20 protein-coding genes are annotated in these 19,141 nt (G+C 65.2%); 5 read left to right on the forward strand and 15 right to left on the reverse strand.

Annotation, left to right across the window (positions count from 1 at the left end; translation table 11 throughout):
- Positions 1-14: 14 nt before the first annotated feature.
- From FHW58_RS00495 to FHW58_RS00530, 8 genes are read right to left on the reverse strand one after another with little or no spacing between them, the layout of a single operon-like run.
- The gene (locus tag FHW58_RS00495; RefSeq protein ID WP_179673221.1) at positions 15-962 is read right to left on the reverse strand and encodes a polysaccharide deacetylase family protein; all 948 of its coding nucleotides are present in this window, start codon (positions 960-962) and stop codon (positions 15-17) included.
- 21 nt (positions 963-983) lie between these two features.
- Positions 984-2,036: a bifunctional UDP-4-keto-pentose/UDP-xylose synthase gene (locus FHW58_RS00500; RefSeq protein WP_179671142.1), complete on the reverse strand. Its 1,053-nt coding sequence runs from the start codon at positions 2,034-2,036 to the stop codon at positions 984-986.
- A gap of 39 nt (positions 2,037-2,075) precedes the next feature.
- Entirely contained in the window at positions 2,076-3,008 is a 933-nt protein-coding gene (locus FHW58_RS00505) for a formyltransferase (protein ID WP_179671143.1), read from the reverse strand.
- The gene (locus tag FHW58_RS00510) at positions 3,001-4,011 is read right to left on the reverse strand and encodes a glycosyltransferase (RefSeq protein ID WP_179671144.1); all 1,011 of its coding nucleotides are present in this window, start codon (positions 4,009-4,011) and stop codon (positions 3,001-3,003) included. The genes FHW58_RS00505 and FHW58_RS00510 overlap by 8 nt, the downstream gene beginning before the upstream one ends.
- A complete protein-coding gene (locus FHW58_RS00515; RefSeq protein ID WP_179671145.1) occupies positions 4,008-5,147 on the reverse strand; it encodes a DegT/DnrJ/EryC1/StrS aminotransferase family protein in 1,140 nt (379 codons plus the stop codon). The genes FHW58_RS00510 and FHW58_RS00515 overlap by 4 nt, the downstream gene beginning before the upstream one ends.
- 54 nt (positions 5,148-5,201) lie before the next feature.
- Complete coding sequence (locus FHW58_RS00520; RefSeq protein ID WP_179671146.1) at positions 5,202-5,573, reverse strand: SMR family transporter; 372 nt, start codon at positions 5,571-5,573, stop codon at positions 5,202-5,204.
- 15 nt (positions 5,574-5,588) lie between these two features.
- On the reverse strand, positions 5,589-7,247 hold the full coding sequence (locus tag FHW58_RS00525; RefSeq protein ID WP_179671147.1) for a glycosyltransferase family 39 protein: 1,659 nt from the start codon (positions 7,245-7,247) through the stop codon (positions 5,589-5,591).
- Positions 7,247-7,639, reverse strand: coding sequence for an Mth938-like domain-containing protein (locus FHW58_RS00530; RefSeq protein WP_179671148.1), 393 nt, complete (start codon positions 7,637-7,639; stop codon positions 7,247-7,249). The genes FHW58_RS00525 and FHW58_RS00530 overlap by 1 nt, the downstream gene beginning before the upstream one ends.
- 186 nt (positions 7,640-7,825) lie before the next feature.
- On the opposite strand from FHW58_RS00530, the gene FHW58_RS00535 reads away from it, so the two are divergent.
- Together FHW58_RS00535 and FHW58_RS00540 are read left to right on the forward strand one after the other, a co-directional pair.
- Complete coding sequence (locus tag FHW58_RS00535) at positions 7,826-9,058, forward strand: pyridoxal phosphate-dependent aminotransferase (RefSeq protein ID WP_179671149.1); 1,233 nt, start codon at positions 7,826-7,828, stop codon at positions 9,056-9,058.
- A 52-nt stretch (positions 9,059-9,110) separates the two neighbouring features.
- Positions 9,111-10,433 (forward strand): homoserine dehydrogenase, encoded by a 1,323-nt coding sequence (locus FHW58_RS00540; RefSeq protein ID WP_179671150.1) that lies wholly within the window; start codon positions 9,111-9,113, stop codon positions 10,431-10,433.
- 134 nt (positions 10,434-10,567) lie between these two features.
- Here the strand turns inward: FHW58_RS00540 and FHW58_RS00545 are convergent, their stop codons facing one another.
- From FHW58_RS00545 to FHW58_RS00565, 5 genes are all read right to left on the reverse strand, one after another.
- Positions 10,568-10,900, reverse strand: coding sequence for a BON domain-containing protein (locus FHW58_RS00545; protein WP_179671151.1), 333 nt, complete (start codon positions 10,898-10,900; stop codon positions 10,568-10,570).
- 216 nt (positions 10,901-11,116) lie between these two features.
- Complete coding sequence (locus FHW58_RS00550) at positions 11,117-12,499, reverse strand: sigma 54-interacting transcriptional regulator (protein WP_179671152.1); 1,383 nt, start codon at positions 12,497-12,499, stop codon at positions 11,117-11,119.
- The gene (locus FHW58_RS00555; protein WP_179671153.1) at positions 12,496-13,059 is read right to left on the reverse strand and encodes a hypothetical protein; all 564 of its coding nucleotides are present in this window, start codon (positions 13,057-13,059) and stop codon (positions 12,496-12,498) included. The genes FHW58_RS00550 and FHW58_RS00555 overlap by 4 nt, the downstream gene beginning before the upstream one ends.
- Complete coding sequence (locus FHW58_RS00560; RefSeq protein WP_179671154.1) at positions 13,049-14,476, reverse strand: sensor histidine kinase KdpD; 1,428 nt, start codon at positions 14,474-14,476, stop codon at positions 13,049-13,051. Before FHW58_RS00560 ends, FHW58_RS00555 begins: the two co-directional genes overlap by 11 nt.
- Positions 14,477-14,559: 83 nt before the next feature.
- Positions 14,560-14,901, reverse strand: a complete 342-nt coding sequence (locus FHW58_RS00565) for a ribonuclease E inhibitor RraB (protein ID WP_179671155.1) — start codon at positions 14,899-14,901, stop codon at positions 14,560-14,562.
- Positions 14,902-15,125: 224 nt separating this feature from the next.
- On the opposite strand from FHW58_RS00565, the gene FHW58_RS00570 reads away from it, so the two are divergent.
- Complete coding sequence (locus FHW58_RS00570; protein WP_229265003.1) at positions 15,126-15,704, forward strand: 4'-phosphopantetheinyl transferase superfamily protein; 579 nt, start codon at positions 15,126-15,128, stop codon at positions 15,702-15,704.
- A gap of 42 nt (positions 15,705-15,746) precedes the next feature.
- Here the strand turns inward: FHW58_RS00570 and FHW58_RS00575 are convergent, their stop codons facing one another.
- Complete coding sequence (locus tag FHW58_RS00575) at positions 15,747-16,304, reverse strand: outer membrane protein (protein WP_179671157.1); 558 nt, start codon at positions 16,302-16,304, stop codon at positions 15,747-15,749.
- Between the two features lie 124 nt (positions 16,305-16,428).
- Complete coding sequence (locus FHW58_RS00580; protein WP_179671158.1) at positions 16,429-17,058, reverse strand: energy transducer TonB; 630 nt, start codon at positions 17,056-17,058, stop codon at positions 16,429-16,431.
- Positions 17,059-17,190: 132 nt separating this feature from the next.
- Here FHW58_RS00580 and FHW58_RS00585 point away from each other — a divergent pair, with 132 nt between their 5' ends.
- Together FHW58_RS00585 and FHW58_RS00590 are read left to right on the forward strand one after the other, a co-directional pair.
- Positions 17,191-17,829: a response regulator transcription factor gene (locus FHW58_RS00585; protein ID WP_179671159.1), complete on the forward strand. Its 639-nt coding sequence runs from the start codon at positions 17,191-17,193 to the stop codon at positions 17,827-17,829.
- Positions 17,829-19,103 (forward strand): sensor histidine kinase, encoded by a 1,275-nt coding sequence (locus FHW58_RS00590; RefSeq protein ID WP_179671160.1) that lies wholly within the window; start codon positions 17,829-17,831, stop codon positions 19,101-19,103. Before FHW58_RS00585 ends, FHW58_RS00590 begins: the two co-directional genes overlap by 1 nt.
- Positions 19,104-19,141: the final 38 nt, after the last annotated feature.

Here is a 19,141-nt window from a genome sequence, read left to right on the forward strand (position 1 = left end):
GTCTCCTGGAGAGGTTAGTCGGCGCGCGCCGGGCCCTGAATGATCAGCTGGCCCGAACGTCCCGGCAGCTCGCCCCAGGTGATGGGGCAAACCGGCATCGGCAGGTCTTTTATCTTGTGATAGTAGTCGGCCATGGACGCCAGTTGGTATCCTTGTGCTTGCCATCCTGCCAATAGCTGCTCGAATATGGGGGCGAGTTTCTGTCCTTCAAGCTCGGCGTGCAAAGTATAGACGTGGTCGCGCGTGGCGCCCTCGGTCAGCTGGAGCAGGAAGGCGGCGATATTGCCGGTCGTGATGGTCACGCCATCGATCTCGCAGCCGAGGATTTCGTCCAGCGTCGGCAGCGTGGTCGGCATCTGGATGTGCTGCAGCACCTGCGCGCCGTCGGACAGGCGGTGCGGGCCGTCGGCAGGATGGGCCAGCTGGCCGTTTGCCTTCAGCACGCAGCGGCCGTCCGAGGCGTAGCCGTAACCGGCGCTGTCGTGCTCGTGGAAGGCGGCGTCGTTCATCTGCCAGCCGGCGGCGCCATGGGTGCGCGGCGCCTCGCCGAACACCTGCGTGTAGCGGGCGGCGGCCTTGCGCATCATGGTGGTGGTCCAGCCGGCGTCGCGCTTGGCGACGTTGTCCTGCCACAGCACGTGGTCCCAGGTGTGGATGCCGCATTCGAAGCCGGCGTCGCGCACCGCGCGCAGTTCGGCGGCGCATTCCCTGCCGATGTCCGGGCCCGGCAGCAGCACGCCGTACATCAGGGTTTTGAAGCCATAGTGTTCGACCACCGAGGTGCGCGACACCTTGCTGAAGAAACCCGGCCGCAGCGCGCGCCGCATCGCCCAGCCGGTGTGGTCCGGGCCGAGCGAGAACAGGAAGGTGGCGCCGGCGTTGTGCGCCTTCAGCGTGCGGACCAGGTTGGGTACGCCCTCGCGGGTGCCGCGGTAGGTGTCGACGTCGATCTTCAACACCATCAGGGGTTTGCTAGTCAATGCTTAGTCCACCAGCTTCTGTGCCTCGGCCACCTGGCCGCGGTAGGCGTCGAAGATTTTCTTCAGCGCGTCGGCCATGGTGGTGGTCGGCTTCCAGTCCAGCTCTTCGCAGGTGTTGGTGATCTTCGGCACGCGGTTCTTGACGTCCTGGTAGCCTTCGCCGTAGTAGGCGCCCGAGGTGGTCTCGACGATCTGCACCTTGGCCGCGCCGTCGGCGTACTCGGGGTATTGCGGCGCCAGCTTCAGCATCATGTCGGCCAGTTCGCGGATCGAGAAGTTGTTGGTCGGGTTGCCGATGTTGTAGATCTTGCCGGTGGCGGCGCCGTTCTTGTTTTCGATGATCTTCATCAGCGCGTCGATGCCGTCGTCGATGTCGGTGAAGGCGCGCTTCTGGTGGCCGCCGTCGACCAGCGAGATGTTCTCGCCGCGCACGATGTGCCCGAAGAACTGCGTCACCACGCGCGACGAGCCTTCTTTTGGCGTGTGGATCGAATCCAGGCCGGCGCCGATCCAGTTGAACGGACGGAACAGCGTGAAGTTCAGGCCTTCCATGCCGTAGCCCCAGATCACGCGGTCCATCAGCTGCTTGGCGTTGGAGTAGATCCAGCGCGGCTTGTTGATCGGGCCGCAGATCAGTTCCGAGTTCTCCGGGTCGAATTCCTCGTCGTGGCACATGCCGTACACTTCCGAGGTCGACGGGAACACCAGGTGCTTGCCGTACTTGGCGGCCGAGCGCACGATCGGCAGGTTGGCCTCGAAGTCCAGTTCGAACACGCGCAGCGGCGCCTTGACGTAGGTCGACGGCGTGGCGATGGCGACCAGCGGCAGGATCACGTCGCACTTCTTGACGTGGTACTCGACCCATTCCTTGTTGATGGTGATGTCGCCCTCGAAAAAGTGCATGCGCGACTTGAAGGACTCATTCTCCAGCAGGTCGGTGATACGGTCGGTGTTCATGTCCATGCCGTAGACGTGCCAGTCGGTGGTTTCCAGAATGCGCTTCGACAGGTGATGGCCGATGAAGCCATTAACGCCGAGAATGAGTACTTTTTTCATGTTGTGTGTGTCCAGGTAATGTTCAAAGCTGCCGGCGCTTCATGCGCGCGCGGCCAGGCGAATTTGCAGCTGCTCTGCCGTGATGGGTTGGCCATCGGCGGTCAGGGAGGAAATCGTCAGCATGCGGCCATCGCCGCAAACGCCAAAGATGCAATTATCTACTACTGTCAAGCCCGGTGGCAAACTGAGCGAAATAACGTTGCCAAAATTGCCATTCAGGCGCGCGCGCTGGATGACGTAGCGCACGCCGTCGATGTCGGTGAAGGCGCCGGGGTAGGGCGGGGCGACGGCGCGGTGCAGGTTGTACACATCCTGGGCCGGCATGAACCAGTCGATGCGGCCGTCCTCGGGCTTGCGGCCGCCAAAATAACCGCCCTTGCTGAGGTCGTTGGGCAGGCGCGGCGCCGTGCCGTCCAGCAGCGACGGCAGCACGCGCCACAGCGCCTGCTCGGCCGCCACCTGGACCTTGCCGAACACCTCGTGCGCGGTGTCGTCCGGCAGGATCGGCACGTCCATTTGCGCGACGATGGCGCCGGCGTCCGGCTTGACGGTCATCTCGTGCAGCGTGGCGCCGGTGACGGTGGCGCCGTGCAGCACCGCCCAGTTGACCGGCGCGCGGCCGCGGTATTCCGGCAGCAGCGAGCCGTGCATGTTGAACGCCGGCGCCACCGCCAGCAGTGCGGCCGGCAGCATGTGGCGGTAGTAGAAGCTGAACATCAGGTCCGGCTTCAGCGCCTGCACCTGGGCCAGCAGTTCGGGCGACTTGGCGTCGGCCGGCGTGATGTAGGGGATGCCCTCGGCCTGGCACAGCGAGATCACCGATTCGAACCAGATGTTTTCGCTGGCGCTATCCTCGTGGGTGACCACCAGCGCGACGTCGACGCCGCCGGCCAGCAAGACCTTGAGGCAGCGCACGCCCACATTGTGGTAGCCGAAGACGACGGCGCGCTGGCGCGCGGAGAACTCAGTCATGATGGCGGCCCACGGTGCGTTTCTCGACGCCGGGCGGCGGCGCCGGCTGGCTCTCGTCCTTTTGCTGCAGAATGGTCTGCACCACGTAGCGCGGCCGCGCCCGCACCTGCTGGAAGATGCGGCCGACGTACTCGCCCAGCAAACCAATGCCGAACAGGATCACGCCCATGAAGAAGAAGGTGATGGCGAACAGCGTGAACACGCCCTCGGCCTCGGCGCCCAGGAACAGCCGGCGCACCACCAGCACCGCCACCAGCAGGCCGGAGATCAGCGACATCAGCATGCCCATCATCGAGTAGAACTGCAGCGGCACCAGCGAGAAGCCGGTGACCAGGTCGAAGTTCAGGCGGATCAGGCTGTACAGCGAATACTTCGATTCGCCGGCCGCGCGCTCCTCGTGTTCGACCACGATTTCGGTCGGGTTGCGGGCGAAGCGGTAGGCCAGCGCCGGCACGAAGGTGTTGACCTCGGCGCACTGGTTCATCAGGTCGACGATGTTGCGGCCGTAGGCGCGCAGCATATTGCCCTGGTCGGTGATCTTGATGTTGGTGATGCGCTCGCGCAGCCGGTTCATGGCCTTGGAGGCGTAGGTGCGCCACGCCACGTCCTGGCGCTTGCGGCGGATCGAGCCGACGTAGTCGTAGCCCTCGCGCATCTTGGCCACCAGGTTGCCGATTTCCTCCGGCGGATTTTGCAGGTCGGCGTCCAGCGTCACCATGATGTCGCCGCGCGCCGCCTCGAAGCCGGCCAGGATGGCCATGTGCTGGCCGTAGTTGCCGTTGAACAGCACCACGCGGGTGACGTCCGGGCGCTTGCGGAACTGCTCGGCCAGGATGGACACCGAGTTGTCGCGGCTGCCGTCGTTGACGAACACGATCTCGTAGCGGGCGCCGAGCGCGTCCAGCGCCGGGTACAGGCGCGCGAACAGCGCGGCCAGGCCGGCCTGCTCGTTGTAGATCGGGATGACGACGGAGATTTCCGGTTGGTTCGGCGAGACGCTCATTTGATCAGGATCGCTTTCACGGCAGCTACTGCGCGGTCGACGTCGGCAAAGGTCATGGCGTAGAACATCGGCAGCGTCACGGTCAGGTAGCCCAGTTTCTCGGCCACCGGGAACATGCCTTCCTTGAAGCCGCGCTCGCGGTACAGGCTGAACAGGTGGATCGGCGAGTAGTGGTAGCCGGTGCCGATGTTGAAGCGGTCCTTCATGGCGTTCATGAAGTCGGCGCGGGTGCTCGGGCCGTGGTCCGGCAGGATGATCTGGAACAGGTGGTAGTTGCTGCTATCGAAGGCTTGCAGCGGCAGTTGCGCGCCGGACTGCGCCTCGAAGTCGGGGCCGAAGGCCTCGTAGTAGCGCCTGGCCAGCGCGCGGCGGTGGGCGGTGATCTGTTCGATGTTGGCAAACTGGCCCAGGCCGATGGCGGCCATGATGTCGCTCATGTTGTACTTGCCGCCGAGGACGTCGACGTCGATGCCGTCGACGCCGCTGCGGGTCACGCCCTGCAGGCGGTACTTCTCGGCCAGCTTGGCCTCGGCCTCGTTGTTCAGCACCAGCGCGCCGCCCTCGCCGGTGGTGATGTTCTTGTTGGCCTGGAAGCTGAACGAGACGAAATCGCCAAAGGCGCCGATGCGCTTGCCTTTCCACTCGGAGCCGAAGGCCTGCGCCGCGTCCTCGATCACGCGCAGATGGTGCCTGGCGGCGATGGCGTACAGGCGGTCCATGTCGACCGGCAGGCCGGACAGGTAGACCGGGATGATGGCCTTGGTGCGCGGCGTGATGGCGGCCTCGACCTTGTCGAGGTCGATATTGCGGGTGAGCGGATCGATGTCGGCGAACACCGGCGTGGCGCCCACTTCGATGATGACGTTGGCGGTGGCGACCCACGAAATCGGCGTGGTGATGACTTCATCGCCGGGACCGATGCCGGCGATGCGCAGCGCGATTTCCATCGTGCAGGTGCCGGAGTTGAAGGTGCGCACCGGGCGGCCGCCGAAGTAGGCCGACATCTCGGCTTCGAACGCCGCCACTTTGGGGCCGCTGGTGATCCAGCCCGAGCGCAACACGTCGCCCACGGCGGTAATGGTGGCCTCGTCTATCGTAGGCTTGGAAAAAGGCAGAAAGGGCAAATCAGCGCTCATGAGGTGGTTTCGTATTATTTATTTAAGACGTATGGCGGCATTCTAAATTGTTCGTCAGGTGCGCGCCAGCCACGCCACACCGACCAGAATGACAAAAATGGCAAGCAGGCGCTGCAGCGACAGCGCCTCGCCGAACAGGTACCAGGCGCCGACCGCGGTCACCACATAGCCCAGCGACAGCATCGGATAAGCCACCGACACGTCGACCCGCGACAGCGCGATAATCCACAGCACCACCGACAGCACGTAGCAGGTAAGCCCGCCAATAATGGGCAACTGGGTGGCGACGCGCCAGCCGACGCTGAACAGATTGTTCAGCGTCAGGTGGATTTCGCCGACGTTGCGGGCGCCGGCCTTGAGCAGCAGCTGGGCCACCGCATTGAGCAGCACGCCGGTGACGATGAAGCTAAAAGTTGCAATATTCATTTATGGTTTTATTCATTACAGATTGGTAATGACCATGCGGCGGGTGTCTTGCGCCACCACGCGCATGGCCACGCCCTTGGCTTTGAGTTCGGCGTAGGCCTCGTCGCTGAGGATGGCCAGCGCCTTGACGCCGTCGGCCGTGTGCTGGCGCCAGCGGGCGACAAAGCCGTCCAGCGTCGGAATCGACAGCTCGGGCTGCTGTTGCAGGCCGAAGGTGAACTCGTCCCAGTAATTGACCAGCGTGACCGTGCGTTGCAGGTAGAAGGTCATCGACTGCTCGTAGGTGGCCACCGAATAGATGGGCGTGTCGGCCTTGAGCTCCGGCAGCATCTTCAGCGCCAGGTCCTTGCCGGCGCGCATTTTGCCGTAGGGTTCGAAGCCGGTCAGGATCAGCTGCACCGAGATGAAGCCGGCGATGGCCAGGGTCAGCACGGTCAGGTCGCGGCGCAGCTGGCGCGCATGCAGCAGCGCCAGCGCGCCGCCGGCGGCAGCCACGATGGCGGCCGCCAGCACCCACGGCTGGTGGGCTTCCAGCATGGCGCGCTCGGCCGGATGGCGCACCGCCATCTGCGTCATCAGCGGCATGGCGGCGATGCCGGCCACGCCCACCAGCAGCAGCAGGCCGGCGGCGAGCATGCGGTGCAGGCGCGTGGCGTTTTCCAGGTAGGTGGCGATCAGCATCGCCAGCGCCGGGAACACCGGCAGGATGTAGCCCGGCAGCTTGGAGCTGGAATAGCTGAAGAAGAAGGTGATGAACACCGCCCAGATCACCAGCAGCAGCCGCGGCTGGAAGGTGCCCGGCGCGCGCCGCACCCCGTGCGCCAGCGCCTGCGGCACCAGGCCCAGCCACGGCAGCAGGCCGGGCACCAGCAGGATCAGGAAGTAGTACCAGGCGCCTTCGCGGTGGTGGGTCTTGAGGAAGAAGCGTTCCCAGTGCTCGTGGATGAAGAAGAAGTGCGGCTGCTCCGGGTTCTTCAGCGCCACCAGCACGAACCACGGCGTGGCGACGGCGAAGAACAGCAGCAGGCCCTTGCCCAGGTGCAGGCGTTTCCAGATGGCAAGGTCCCGCGCCAGCGCGGTGTACAGCACCAGCACCGCGCCTGGCAGCACCAGGCCGATCAGGCCCTTGGCCAGCACCGCCAGCGCCATGCCGGCCCAGCAGACCAGCATCCAGTTGCGCTGTTCGGCCGGCGTGGCGTCGTCGCGCTGGGCGATCAACATGGCGCACAGGGCGATGGCCATCATGGCCGACAGGCTCATGTCCAGCGAGTCGATCTGGCCGCAGGCCACCCAGAACAGGCTGGAGCCCAGCGCCAGCGCGGCGTAGAAGCCGGCGCGCTGGCCGAACACGCGGGCGGCCGCGTAGCCGGTGAACAGCACGCCGCCCAGGCCGCACAAGCCGGTCCACAGGCGCGCCTGCCACTCGCCCAGGCCGAAGGCGGCAAAGGACAGCGCGTTCATCCAGGTTTGCAGCGGCGGCTTCTCGAAGTACTTGATGCCGTTCAGGCGGGTGGTGATCCAGTCGCCGCTGGCCCACATCTCGCGCGCCATCTCGGCGTAGCGGCCCTCGTCGGGCGGCACCAGCGTGCGTATGCCCAGCACGTACAGCCAGACGATGGCGAACGCGGCCAGGAGTCCCCAGATGACTTTTTTAGAATTGTAGAGGTCGTTCATCAGGCGGTTTTGCCCTCGTTGGCGTCGATCACCAGGGCCAGCGCGACTTTGCGGCCTTCGCCCATCAGGATGTTGTAGGTGCGGCAGGCGGCCTGGCTGTCCATGCATTCGACGCCGATGCGGCGCATGGTCAGCGCGGCGGTCAGCTTCGGATGGATGAAGCGCTGGCGGGCGCCGGTGCCGAGGATGACGACGTCCGGATGCTCGGCGCCGAGCAGATCGAAATGCTCCTTGGTCAGGGCGTCGAAGCTGGGCGCGTTCCAGGCGCGCGGCGGCACTTCCGGCAGCACGATCAGGCTGTAGTTAAAGCGCTCGGCGTTGATTTCGACGCCGGTTTGGTCGTAGCCGGTGACGGTCTGGTATTTCTGGGTATCGCTTTGGTGGAGCTTCATGGCGGAAATCGGGCGGTAAACGGCAAAAAGAAGCGCCATTGTAGCGTTTTCCAGGAGGGCTCAGGCCTGAAAGGTTGATTAAATCGCCCCCTTTCGGCAGAATGGTCCTCTTTGCAATGCAGCACGGGCCGGCGCCGGCGTTTTGGCAGGTCAGAGAAGTTTGCCTCACATAAACAGGATTTTATTTTGCGACCGATTCAAAAATCGAACAAACTGGCGGAAGTGTGCTACGAGATCCGCGGCCCGGTGCCGGAAAAAGCCCGGCAGATGGAGGAGGAAGGCCATAAGATCACGAAGTTGAATATCGGCAACCTGGCCGTTTTCGGCTTCGATCCGCCGGACGAGATCGTGCAGGACATGAAGATGAACCTGTCCAACGCGGCCGGCTATACCGATTCCAAGGGCATGTTCGCGCCGCGCAAGGCGGTGATGCATTACACGCAGGGCAAGAATATCCGCGGCGTGACGATCGATGACATCTACCTCGGCAATGGCGCGTCCGAACTGATCGTGATGTCGATGAACGCGCTGCTCAACAACGGCGACGAGGTGCTGGTGCCGGCGCCCGACTATCCGCTGTGGACCGCCGCCGTCTCGTTGTCCGGCGGCAAGCCGGTGCACTATATCTGCGACGAGCAGCAGGACTGGTTCCCGGACATCGAGGACATGCGCAGCAAGATCACGCCGAACACGCGCGCCATCGTGGTCATCAATCCGAACAACCCGACCGGCGCGCTGTACCCGGTCGAGCTGCTGTTGCAGATCATCGAGCTGGCGCGCCAGCACGACCTGATCATTTATGCCGATGAAATCTACGACAAGGTACTGTACGACGGCGCCCAGCACGTGTCGATCGCCTCGCTGGCGGACGACGTGCTGTTCGTGACCTTCAACGGCCTGTCGAAAAATTACCGCGCCTGCGGCTACCGTTCCGGCTGGATGGTGGTGTCGGGCGAAAAATCGCACGCGAAAGACTATATCGAGGGCCTCAACATGCTGGCTTCGATGCGCTTGTGCGCCAACGCTCCGGGGCAGTTTGCGATCCAGACTGCGCTTGGCGGCTACCAGTCGATCGACGACCTGGTGGGCCCGGGCGGGCGCCTGTTGAAGCAACGCGATCTGGCCTACAAGCTGCTGACCGAGATACCGGGCGTCACTTGTGTCAAGCCGAAAGCGGCGCTGTACATGTTCCCCCGTCTTGATCCGAAGATCTATCCGATCGCGGATGACCAGCAGTTTGCTTACGAGCTGCTGGCCGAAACGAAAGTGCTGATCGTCCAGGGTAGCGGCTTCAACTGGATCGCGCCGGATCATTTCCGCGTCGTGTTCCTGCCGAACTCGGACGATATGGTGGAGGCCTTCGGCCGCATGGCCAAGTTCATGGAAGGCTACCGCAAGCGCCACGGCGCCAGCTTTTAACCGCGTCATTCCGGCGTACGCCGGAATGACGGTTCAGATCTTTGGAATGTATATGAAACCAATCAAAGTAGGCCTGTTAGGTGTCGGCAATGTCGGCGGTGGGACGTTCGATGTGCTGGCGCGCAATCAGGAAGAAATCCGCCGCCGCGCCGGCCGCAGCATCGAAGTGGTGGCCGTGTCCGCCCGCAACCTGGAGCGCGCCAAGACCCGCACCGGCGGCAAGGTGACGGTGGTGGCCGACCCGTTCGACATCGTCAACGACCCCGAGATCGACATCGTCGTCGAGCTGATCGGCGGCTACGAGCAGGCGCGCGACCTGGTGCTGAAGGCCATCGACAACGGCAAGCACGTGGTCACCGCCAACAAGGCGCTGCTGGCCGTGCACGGCAACGAAATCTTTGCCGCCGCGCAAGCCAAGGGCGTGATGGTGGCGTTCGAGGCGGCGGTGGCCGGCGGCATCCCCATCATCAAGGCGCTGCGCGAGGGCCTGACCGCCAACCGCATCGACTGGCTGGCCGGCATCATCAACGGCACCACCAACTTCATCCTGTCCGAAATGCGGGACAAGGGCCTGGACTTCGCCACCGTGCTGAAGCAGGCGCAGGAACTGGGCTACGCCGAGGCTGACCCGACCTTCGACATCGAGGGCGTGGACGCGGCGCACAAGGCCACCATCATGTCGGCGATCGCCTTCGGCATTCCGGTGCAGTTCGACAAGGCGCACGTCGAGGGCATCTCGAAGCTGAACGCGGTCGACATCAAGTACGCCGAGCAACTGGGCTACCGCATCAAGCTGCTGGGCATCGCCAAGCGCGCCAAGGTCAACGGCAAGGAGGGCGTGGAGCTGCGCGTGCACCCGACGCTGATACCGTCCAAGCGCCTGATCGCCAACGTGGAAGGGGCGATGAACGCGGTGCTGGTGCAGGGTGACGCCGTCGGCGCCACGCTGTACTACGGCAAGGGCGCCGGCTCGGAGCCGACCGCCTCGGCCGTGATCGCCGACCTGGTGGACATCACCCGCCTGGCCACCGCCGATCCGGAGCACCGCGTGCCGCACCTGGCGTTCCAGCCGAATGCCATGACCAACATCGAGATTTTGCCGATGTCGGAAGTGACCACCAGCTACTACCTGCGCATGAATGTGAGCGATGAGCCGGGCGTGCTGGCGGATCTGACCCGCATCCTGGCCGATGCCGGCATCTCGATCGACGCCATGCTGCAGAAGGAGCCGGCCGAGGGCGAGACGCGCACCGACATCATCTTCCTGACGCACCAGACGCAGGAGAAGAACGTCATCGCCGCGATCGGCAAGATGGAGGGGTTGCCGACCGTGGGCGGCAGCGTCACCAAGATTCGTCTGGAAAATTTAAGCTAAACCCGCACTGCGCCCCGCCGCGGGGTCAGACCCCGCTATCCGTCCTGCGGGTTGGCAATAAAAAAAACCGGGCAGCGTCTACGCACGCTGTCCGGCCAAAGGGTCTTCTACGGTTTAAAGCTGGCGACGGAGTATTACTTCGTCGCGACGGTCAGTTCGCTCTTCACTTCCTTCACGCCTGGCACTGCCGAGGCGGTTTGGATGGCCTTGGTGCCGACATCGGTGCTGGCCACGGTGCCCGACAGGGTTACCACGCCGTCAGCGGTGGTCACGCCGATCTGTTTTTGATCGGACAGGGAAGCCTTGATTTTGCTGGTAATGGCCTCGTCATTGGTGGCGGTGCCGGCTTTGGCGGCGCCGGCCATGGCCGCATCCTGCTGGCCAGCAGCGAAAGCGGTACCGGTTGCAGCAGCGGCGGTCAGGGCGGTAGCTACCAGCAGGCGGGCGATCAGTTTGTTGGTCATCATGATTTGCTTCCTTTATCGAGTTTGAGGATAAAACGTCGTTGACGTTACCCACTCCTTTGCAAACCCCGTGCCAGCTTTGTATTTTCCTTATAAATCAATGACTTGGATTGGTTTTTCTAATGGGAAACCACAACCTCGTGGATTTTCGGTCCCGATTTGTCGGGAAACAGCGACCGCATCGCGCCGGTCTTCGCCAAGCCATTGATTTTTAAACGATTATTCTTGTCGCTCGGGAGCGACATCGCCCCGGAACAGGCTGGCGTCCAGGTTGTGCTTTTGCAGCAGCCGGTAGAATTCCGTGCGGTTGCGCTCGGCCAGGCGGGCGGCGTCGGCCACGTTGCCGTCGGCCAGTTTCAGCAGCTGGACCAGGTAGTTGCGCTCGAAGCGCAGGCGCGCCTCGGTGTAGCTCAGCACCTCCAGCGACGGCACCCGCAGCGCCCGCTGCACCAGCGACAGCGGAATCAGCGGCGCGGTGGCCAGCGCGCACACGTGCTCGACCACGTTGTACAACTGTCGCACATTGCCCGGCCAGGATGACATGGTCAGCGCCTCCAGCGCGTCCGGCGCGAAGCCGCGCACTTCCTTGCCGTACTTGGCGGCCAGCGTCTGCAGGAACTGGTTGGCCATTGGCGCCACGTCCTCGCGCCGCTGGGCCAGCGGCGGCAGGGTCAAGGTGATGACGTTGAGGCGGTAGTACAAATCCTCGCGGAACTGGCCCTCGCGCATGGCGGCGTCAAGGTCGCGGTGGGTGGCGGACAGGATGCGCACGTCGACCGGCCGCGCCACGTCCGAGCCCAGCTGGCGCACCACGCGCTCCTGCAGCACCCGCAGCAGCTTGACCTGCAGCAGCAGCGGCATGTCGCCGATCTCGTCGAGGAACAGGGTGCCGCCGTCGGCCGCCTGCAGCAGGCCCTCGCGCGCGGCCACGGCGCCGGTGTAGGCGCCCTTGACGTGGCCGAACAGCTCGGACTCCAGCAGCGCCTCGGGAATGGCGCCGCAGTTGACCGCGATGAACGGCGCCCGCGCGCGGCGGCTGGCGCGGTGGATGGCTTGCGCCAGCAGCTCCTTGCCGGTGCCGCTTTCCCCCCGGATCAGCACGCTGGCGTCGGAGGCGGCCACCAGCCGCGCCTCGGCCAGCAGCTCGTCCATGCACTGGCTGCGGCTGATGATGGCCGCGCGCCATTCCTCGTCGCCCTCGGCCGCGCTGGCCGCCGGCGCCGCCAGGCTCAGTGCCTGGGCGATGCGGTCCAGCAGCAGCTTGGCGTCGAACGGCTTGGTCAGGTAGGCGTAGGCGCCCAAGGTGGTGGCCTCGACCGCGTCCGGTATGGTGCCGTGCGCGGTCAGCAGGATCACCGGCAGCGCCGGGTAGCTGCGGCGGATTTCCTGGAACAGCGCCATGCCGTCGCGGTCCGGCAGGCGGATGTCGCTGATCACCAGGCGCGGCAGCTCGATCGACAGCCGCGCCAGCGCCGCCTCGGCGCTGCCGACCGCGGTGACGCGGTAGCCGTTGGCGGTCAGCCGCATCGACAGCAGGCGCAGCAAATCGTCGTCGTCGTCCACCAGCAGCAGGTGGGCGCCCTGGCCCTGAGTCGTCGTCATTTGGTCACCTGTGGTCCGGTCGCCGGGCGGGCCGGCAGGGTGCGTTCGATGGTTTTCAGGCCCTCCAGCATCTCGCTCAACTGGTCGATGCGGCGCTGGCTGTCCTTTTGCTGCGCGGCCAGGCGGTCGGCGTGGTCGGCCAGCCGGCGCGCCTCGGCGCAGTTGCTGGACAACAGCTGCGCCAGCGGCCGGAACGGCGCCGCCTCGACGTCGGCCGAGGTGGCCACGCTGTCGAGCAGCGCCTGGGCGCGCGCCAGGTCGCCGCTGCCGCGCGTCAGCATCAGCGCCATGCCCATCTGGATCGCCACGCGCGGGCTGCGCTGTTGCAGGCCGAGGCCGCTCAGTTCCTTGACCAGCTCGCCCTGGCTCATGCGCCGCAGCGACTGGTGATAGCTGAGCAGCGGGCCGACCTCGTCCGGCGGTGGTGGTGGCGGCGTCACCACCTCCACCACCGGTGGCGGGGCTGGCGCCGGCGCCGGCTCGGCCGGCAGCGGGGAATTCAGGGTGCAGGCGGCCAGGGTCAGGCAGGCCAGCACGGTCAGGGCGAGCTTATAAGTCATAAGGCAGTTCAATGCGGAAATGTGCGCCTCGCTGCGAGGGCATCAGTGTTAAAACGCCGCCATGCGCGGCCACGTATTCATGCACGATGGACAGGCCGATGCCGTTGCCGCGGCGGGCCCCGGCCGGCTGGCGCCGTCCCTGGTAGAACGGCTCGAAGATGCGGGCGGCATCGTCCGGCGCCACGCCCGGCCCCTGGTCGGTGCAGTCGAGCAGCAGCTTGCCGTCCAGCTCGCCGACGCGGAAGGCGATCAGGCCGCCCGGCGGGCTGAAGCGCACGGCGTTGGACAGCAGGTTGCCGACCGCCGTCGCCAGCTTGTCGGCGTCGATGGCGATCGGCCGCGCCTTGCCCTCGGCCGCCACGGTCAGGCGCGCCGCCTGCCATTGCAGGCGCTGGCTGTCGATGGTCTGGGTCAGCAGGCTGGCGACGTCGGTCAGCTGGCGTTGCAGGCGCTGGGCGTCGAAGGCGGCGGCGTTGTAGCGCAGCAGCGCCTCGATCTGTGATTGCAGCGCGGCGGTGTTCTGGTTGAGGATGCCGGCGATCTCGCGCTGGTCGGGCGACAGCGCGCCGGCCACGCCGTCCTCCAGCAGCGCCACGCCTTCGCGCAGCGCCGCCAGCGGCGTCTTCAGCTCGTGCGAGATGTGGCGCAGGAAGCGCGCCTTGTCGGCTTCCAGCTCGGCCAGGCGCTGGCGCAGCCAGTTGAGCTGCTGGCCCACGCGCTCCAGGTCGCTCGGGCCGCGCACCACGATGGCCTGGTCGTAGCGGTTCTCGCCCAGCGTATCGATGGCCGCCTCGATCTGTTCCAGCGGCCGCGACAGCCACAGGCCGAAGCCGGACGCCAGCAGCGCCGCCAGCAGGATCGAGCCGATCACCTGCGCCTTGAGCACGGCACGGCGCTGGTCCAGTTCGGCCAGCAGCTCGGCGTTGCGGCGTTCGACCTCCTGTTTGACTTCCGCCGCCAGCTCTTCGTTGACGGCCGGCAGCGGATTGAGCGCCTTTTCCAGCGCCTGCTGGCGCGCGCTGCTGCGCGGACGGGTGGCGGGCAGTTGCAGGATGTCCCAGGCCTGTTCGCCGGCCTGGCGCCAGCGCGTGAACAGCGCGGCCGGCGCGTAGGGCAGGGCGGCCGCCACCGCGTCCAGCGCCACGCGGGCGTCGCGCCAGGCGTCGGCGTAGCGCTTGCGGAAAGCGGGATCGTCCAGCACCAGGTACTGGCGCGCGCTGCGCGTCATGGCGACGCTGCGTTCCGCCAGTTGTTGGGTGTTTTCGGTGAGCGCCAGCGCATGGTGTCCGCTGTCGCGGCTGTGGGCGGCCAGGCGGTCCAGCGTCCACAGGGCGTGCAGCGAGGCGGCGCTCAACAGCACGGCAATCAGCAAAAAGACACCCAGCAACAGCTGGCGAAACGAGAGTTTCGAGAGCATCGCGGGTCAGAAAATGGCCATATTGAACGAATCATAAGGCCAAACCCGCGCGCCAGCCCGTTCGATTGGGCATGGCGGGGAACTTAGTTGGCGGGGCCGACGTCCATGCCGTCGTAGGATTCCAGCTGGTGTTCCTCGGCGAACTTGTAGAACTCCTGGTTGCGCGCGTGTAGCGTGTCGACCGTGTGCTTCTCGATTTTTTCCACGTGCAGCCACCACAGCGCCGGGTTGCCGCCTTCCGGCTTGGAGTCGTAGATGCCGACGACCTGGTAGCCCTTGGCCTTGAGCGGCGCCTGCGCGGCTTCCAGCTTGGCCTTGTCGGCGTCGGCGAAGAAGTAGCCCCATAACAGCGGCTTGGTGATGTCCCACGGGGCGTTTTGCTTCATGTCGTCGAACAGCGCGACCATTTCTTCTTTGGTAATCATGTCATTCCTTGCTGCGCCGGCAACATCCTGTCCGGCGCGATTGATCTTGGGGTGTAAGGTAGCAGAACGTCGTCCCGCGCAGTATCTGTCTTCAGCAGAGTAGCCGCGAACCGCGCAGTATACCTTGCCCGCTGCGGCAAAAGTTCGCATAATGCCTTTTTGGTTCCTGGCAATGTTTCAAGATGACGAAGGCTTCACTCTGGATGGTCGATGCGGATGCGGTAATGGACGCCCAACTGCAGCGCTGGCTTGGCTGGCTGTCCCCGGGCGAGATGGCGCGGCATCAGCGCTTCGTGCGGGCGCAGCGGCAGCGCCAGTTTGTGGTCGGCCGCGTGCTGCTGCGGATGGCGCTGGCCCGCCTGCTCGGCGTCACGCCCCAGGAGATCGGCCTGGAGGAACAGGTCGGCAAGGCGCCGCGCCTGGTGGCGCCCGTCGCCAGGGGAACGCCGCCGGGCTTCAGCCTCGCCCACAGCGGCCGCTGGGTGGCTTGCGCGGTCAGCGCGCAGACGGCGCTGGGGCTGGATGTCGAAATGAAGGACGGCGCGCGCGACCTGAACGCGCTGGCCGCGCAGGCCTTCGACAGCGGTGAGATGTCGCAGTGGGAGCGCCTGCAAGGCCTGCCGGCCGCAAGCCGCGTCGAGGGCTTTTACCGCTTGTGGAGCGAGAAGGAAGCGCGCTTCAAGCTGGGCGCGGCAAGCGGCGGCCACTGCCTGGCGCTGGCGCATGCGGAACTGTCGGTGGCGTTGTGCAGCGAACTGCCGCTGGAGCAGCCGCCGGCAATCGAGATCATCACCCTGGAATAAAAAAAGCCGGCGCGCAGCCGGCTTTTTCGTCAGCGCTGGCGCTTAGAAGGCGTAACGCACGCCAACCGATACCAGGTTGGCCTTGATGTTGGCGTCGCCGTCCTTGGCGATTTTGCCGAAGTATTCGTATTCCGCCACGACGCTGACGTTCTTGTTCAGCAGGTAGGCCGCGCCCACGCTGACGTAGGGCGAGGTGCGGTTGTCCGAGCCGCTGTCCGAGATGCCGGCCACCGAGGCCGATACCTTCACGTGGGTGTAGGCCACGCCGGCCTTGCCGATCAGCGCGAACTGGTCATTCAGCGTCAGGGTGCCGACGGCGGCGACGTACAGCGAGCGTGGCTTCGACGAGATGCGCGCGCCGTTGCCGCTTTTCTCTGCCTCGCGCAGGTCGGCAAAGCCGATTTCGGCGCCGAAGTTCTGGGTGTAGTTGTAGCCGCCGTACACCTTGTACGCGGTTTTATGTTCCTTGAACGACAGGCCGTCCAGGTCCACTTTCTGTTCGGCGCGGCCGACGTTGCCGCCGACATAGTAGCCTTCGGCGTGAGCGGCCAGCGGGGCAGCCAGCGCTGCGATCAGTGCGAACAGTACATTCTTTTTCATTTGCTATTCCTAAAGTATGGCTAAAAAAGCAAAACGGAACAGCCTGCGTCATGCGGCTGTTCCGTTTCGCTGGGGCAATATTATAGAGAAGAATAGCCAATACTGCAAATCTTATTCGTCTGCATTAGTCCAGGCTCCACACGTATTGCATCCGGGTCCACACCGGCTGCGGCACGCCGTCCACCGTGCCGGGTTTGAATTTGCACAGGCTCAGGCCGGCCTGGGCGGCGCGGTCCAGCTCGCGGAAGCCGCTGGATTTCTCGATCCGCGAGTCGGCCACCTTGCCGTCGGGGCCGACCAGCAGGGCCAGCAGGACGGTGCCGGTGTCGCCGTTGCGCAGCGCGTTCTTCGGATAATCCGGCTTGGCGCAGGCCTGGGCGTCGACCACCGCCGCCGTCACCACCGGCGCGGCTCTGGACGGCGCCGGCCGGGTGCCGCTGTCACCGACGGCGCCAGTGGGCGGCGTGGCCGGCGGCTGGTCGGCCAGGGGACGCGTGGTGACGGTGGGCTGCATCTGCGGCGGGAGATCGGGGAGCGGGTCCGGCGCGAAGATGGGCGGCTGCGGCATGGTGGGTAAGGCCACCGGCGGATCGAGCGGCTTCGGTGTCGGCACGTCCGGTGTCGGCAGCACATCGATCACCGGCGGCGCGGCGTGGAACACGGTCAGCCTGGAGCCGTGCAGGAATACCGCTAACAGGACAGCGTGCAGCAGGACGACGGTGCTGATGCCGGTCAGATTCTTCTTCTGGTTCATGCTTGCTCCTTGGTGGTGGTTAAATTGCTAGGGCTTGGAAGTATAATATTCTATGTAATGGCAAAAATGAAGCGGTATTTACGCGGGGAGGATGTGCTATGCTTCGTCCCATGCATTGCTTCGGAGTGGAAAATGAAAAAAATACGCGTGATGCTGGCGGACGATCACCCCATCGTGATGACGGGCTTCGCCATGTCGCTGGAGGGGCAGGGCCTGGACGTGGTGGCGCAGGCGCGCACGCCGCAGGAGGCGCTGGCCCAGTGCCAGCAACTGCGGCCGGACGTGGTGGTGCTGGACATCCGCTTCGGCGAACAGATGACCGGCCTGGATGTCGCCAAACAGATTCTGGCGCGGACGCCGTCCGCCGCCATCGTCTTCCTCAGCCAGTTCGACCAGGATAGCCTGATCAAGGAAACCTACCGCCTCGGCGGCCGCGCCTTCATGACCAAGGATTGCGATCCGGCCGATCTGGCGGCGGCGGTGCGCCGCGCGCACGACGGTGAGCTGTACTTCCTGCCGCACATCGCCGAGCGGCTGGCCAATCTGTCGGTGCGCGGCGACGCCTCGCCGCAGTCGCAACTGGACGAACGCGCGCTGGAGATCTTCACGCTGATGGCGGAAGGGCTGACCAACGCGGAAATCGCCGAAAAGCTGGACGTCTCCACCAAGACCATCAGCAATATCAGCCAGGCGGTGAAGGAGAAGCTGGGCGTGCACCGGCCGGCCTACATCACCCGGCTGGCGGTCAAGCATGGCCTGATTGAGCCCTGATGCGCCGCTGGTCCTGGCGCCACTGGAGCGTGCGCGCGCGGCTGATGGCGATAACGGCGCTGCCGCTGGCCTATCTGTTTTCCACCTTTGTCTGGTACGCGTATCAATCGCGGCTGGCGGAGGTGCGCGAGGAGATGGCGGAGCGCGGCCCGCTGGTGGCCAAGGTGCTGGCTGACAGCAGTGAATTCAGCCTGATCGCGCATCGCTACGATGACCTGAAGCTGACCATCAACGGCCTGCTGCGCGCGGACCCCAGCATCCAGCGCATCGACGTGCTGGATGCGCAGCGGCGCGATCTGGTGCACGCGGCCGCGCGCGCCGTCGCCAGCGGGGAGTTGCGCTATTACGAGGCGCCCATACTCAAGCGCCTGACGTGGGTGTCGGTGCTGGGCCCGGACGGCAAGCCCTATCAGACCGACCGCCCGGCCGCCAGCGGCATGACGGTGGGGACCATCGGCCATGTGCGGGTGACGATGTCGCCGTCGGCATTGCTGCTCAAGCAGACGCGCCGGTTTTACGTGGAGCTGCTGGTCGGTTCCATCGGCCTGCTGGCTTGCGTGCTGCTGGCGTGGCAGCTGGCCAAGGGGCTGGACGCGTCGCTGCAGGCGTCGATGCGCGCCCTGCGCGAGGCGGACGACGAGAAGCGCCGCCTGATCCGCAAGGTCAACACGGCGGTGGAGGACGAGCGCCAGAGCATCGCGCTGGAGATCCACGATGAACTCAACGCCACGCTGATCGCGGTGCGGCTGGAGGCGCAGCGGATTGCCGCCATCAGCCCGCAAGGCGAGGCGCGCGACAAGGCCCAGTCCATCATCACGCTGGCGCTGGGGCTGTACAACAGCGGCCGCGCGCTGGTGCGCCGTTTGCGGCCGGAAGTGCTGGATATGCTGGGCCTGGACGGCGCGGTGGAGGAGATGGTGCGCCACTACGACGCCGCGCAAAGCGGCTGTCGCTTCGATTTTGAGGCGAGCGGCGACTTCTCTCGGGTAGAAGCTGGCATTGCTATCTCCGCGTATCGCATTGTCCAGGAAGCGTTGTCCAACATCGTCAAGCATGCGCGAGCCACCCATGCGTCGCTGCGGCTGGCGGTGGAGCAGGGCGAACTGCGCATGCAGGTCAGCGACAATGGCGCCGGCTTCGATCCGGCCGAGGCGTCCGCGGGCATCGGATTGGTGGGCATGCGCGAGCGCGTGTACGCCGTCAACGGCCGCGTCAGCATCGATACCGGGCTTACTGCTGGCACACGTATCAACATTGCAATGCCAATTCGATAAACTTTCGCTTTGAATGTAAACGATTCTCATTTAATATC

Origin of the sequence: Duganella sp. 1224 (genome assembly GCF_013408245.1) — a bacterium.
In the GTDB taxonomy this organism is placed as follows: Bacteria; Pseudomonadota; Gammaproteobacteria; order Burkholderiales; family Burkholderiaceae_D; genus Rugamonas.

What these genes read in the sequence shown, in the direction of transcription:
- FHW58_RS00495 (WP_179673221.1), bottom strand. Translation starts at nt 962, where the DNA reads ATGGTGTTGAAGATCGACGTCGACACCTACCGCGGCACCCGCGAGGGC.
- FHW58_RS00500 (WP_179671142.1), bottom strand. Translation starts at nt 2,036, where the DNA reads ATGAAAAAAGTACTCATTCTCGGCGTTAATGGCTTCATCGGCCATCAC.
- FHW58_RS00505 (WP_179671143.1), bottom strand. Translation starts at nt 3,008, where the DNA reads ATGACTGAGTTCTCCGCGCGCCAGCGCGCCGTCGTCTTCGGCTACCAC.
- FHW58_RS00510 (WP_179671144.1), bottom strand. Translation starts at nt 4,011, where the DNA reads ATGAGCGTCTCGCCGAACCAACCGGAAATCTCCGTCGTCATCCCGATC.
- FHW58_RS00515 (WP_179671145.1), bottom strand. Translation starts at nt 5,147, where the DNA reads ATGAGCGCTGATTTGCCCTTTCTGCCTTTTTCCAAGCCTACGATAGAC.
- FHW58_RS00520 (WP_179671146.1), bottom strand. Translation starts at nt 5,573, where the DNA reads ATGAATATTGCAACTTTTAGCTTCATCGTCACCGGCGTGCTGCTCAAT.
- FHW58_RS00525 (WP_179671147.1), bottom strand. Translation starts at nt 7,247, where the DNA reads ATGAACGACCTCTACAATTCTAAAAAAGTCATCTGGGGACTCCTGGCC.
- FHW58_RS00530 (WP_179671148.1), bottom strand. Translation starts at nt 7,639, where the DNA reads ATGAAGCTCCACCAAAGCGATACCCAGAAATACCAGACCGTCACCGGC.
- FHW58_RS00540 (WP_179671150.1), top strand. Translation starts at nt 9,111, where the DNA reads ATGAAACCAATCAAAGTAGGCCTGTTAGGTGTCGGCAATGTCGGCGGT.
- FHW58_RS00545 (WP_179671151.1), bottom strand. Translation starts at nt 10,900, where the DNA reads ATGATGACCAACAAACTGATCGCCCGCCTGCTGGTAGCTACCGCCCTG.
- FHW58_RS00550 (WP_179671152.1), bottom strand. Translation starts at nt 12,499, where the DNA reads ATGACGACGACTCAGGGCCAGGGCGCCCACCTGCTGCTGGTGGACGAC.
- FHW58_RS00555 (WP_179671153.1), bottom strand. Translation starts at nt 13,059, where the DNA reads ATGACTTATAAGCTCGCCCTGACCGTGCTGGCCTGCCTGACCCTGGCC.
- FHW58_RS00560 (WP_179671154.1), bottom strand. Translation starts at nt 14,476, where the DNA reads ATGCTCTCGAAACTCTCGTTTCGCCAGCTGTTGCTGGGTGTCTTTTTG.
- FHW58_RS00565 (WP_179671155.1), bottom strand. Translation starts at nt 14,901, where the DNA reads ATGATTACCAAAGAAGAAATGGTCGCGCTGTTCGACGACATGAAGCAA.
- FHW58_RS00570 (WP_229265003.1), top strand. Translation starts at nt 15,126, where the DNA reads ATGGACGCCCAACTGCAGCGCTGGCTTGGCTGGCTGTCCCCGGGCGAG.
- FHW58_RS00575 (WP_179671157.1), bottom strand. Translation starts at nt 16,304, where the DNA reads ATGAAAAAGAATGTACTGTTCGCACTGATCGCAGCGCTGGCTGCCCCG.
- FHW58_RS00580 (WP_179671158.1), bottom strand. Translation starts at nt 17,058, where the DNA reads ATGAACCAGAAGAAGAATCTGACCGGCATCAGCACCGTCGTCCTGCTG.
- FHW58_RS00585 (WP_179671159.1), top strand. Translation starts at nt 17,191, where the DNA reads ATGAAAAAAATACGCGTGATGCTGGCGGACGATCACCCCATCGTGATG.
- FHW58_RS00590 (WP_179671160.1), top strand. Translation starts at nt 17,829, where the DNA reads ATGCGCCGCTGGTCCTGGCGCCACTGGAGCGTGCGCGCGCGGCTGATG.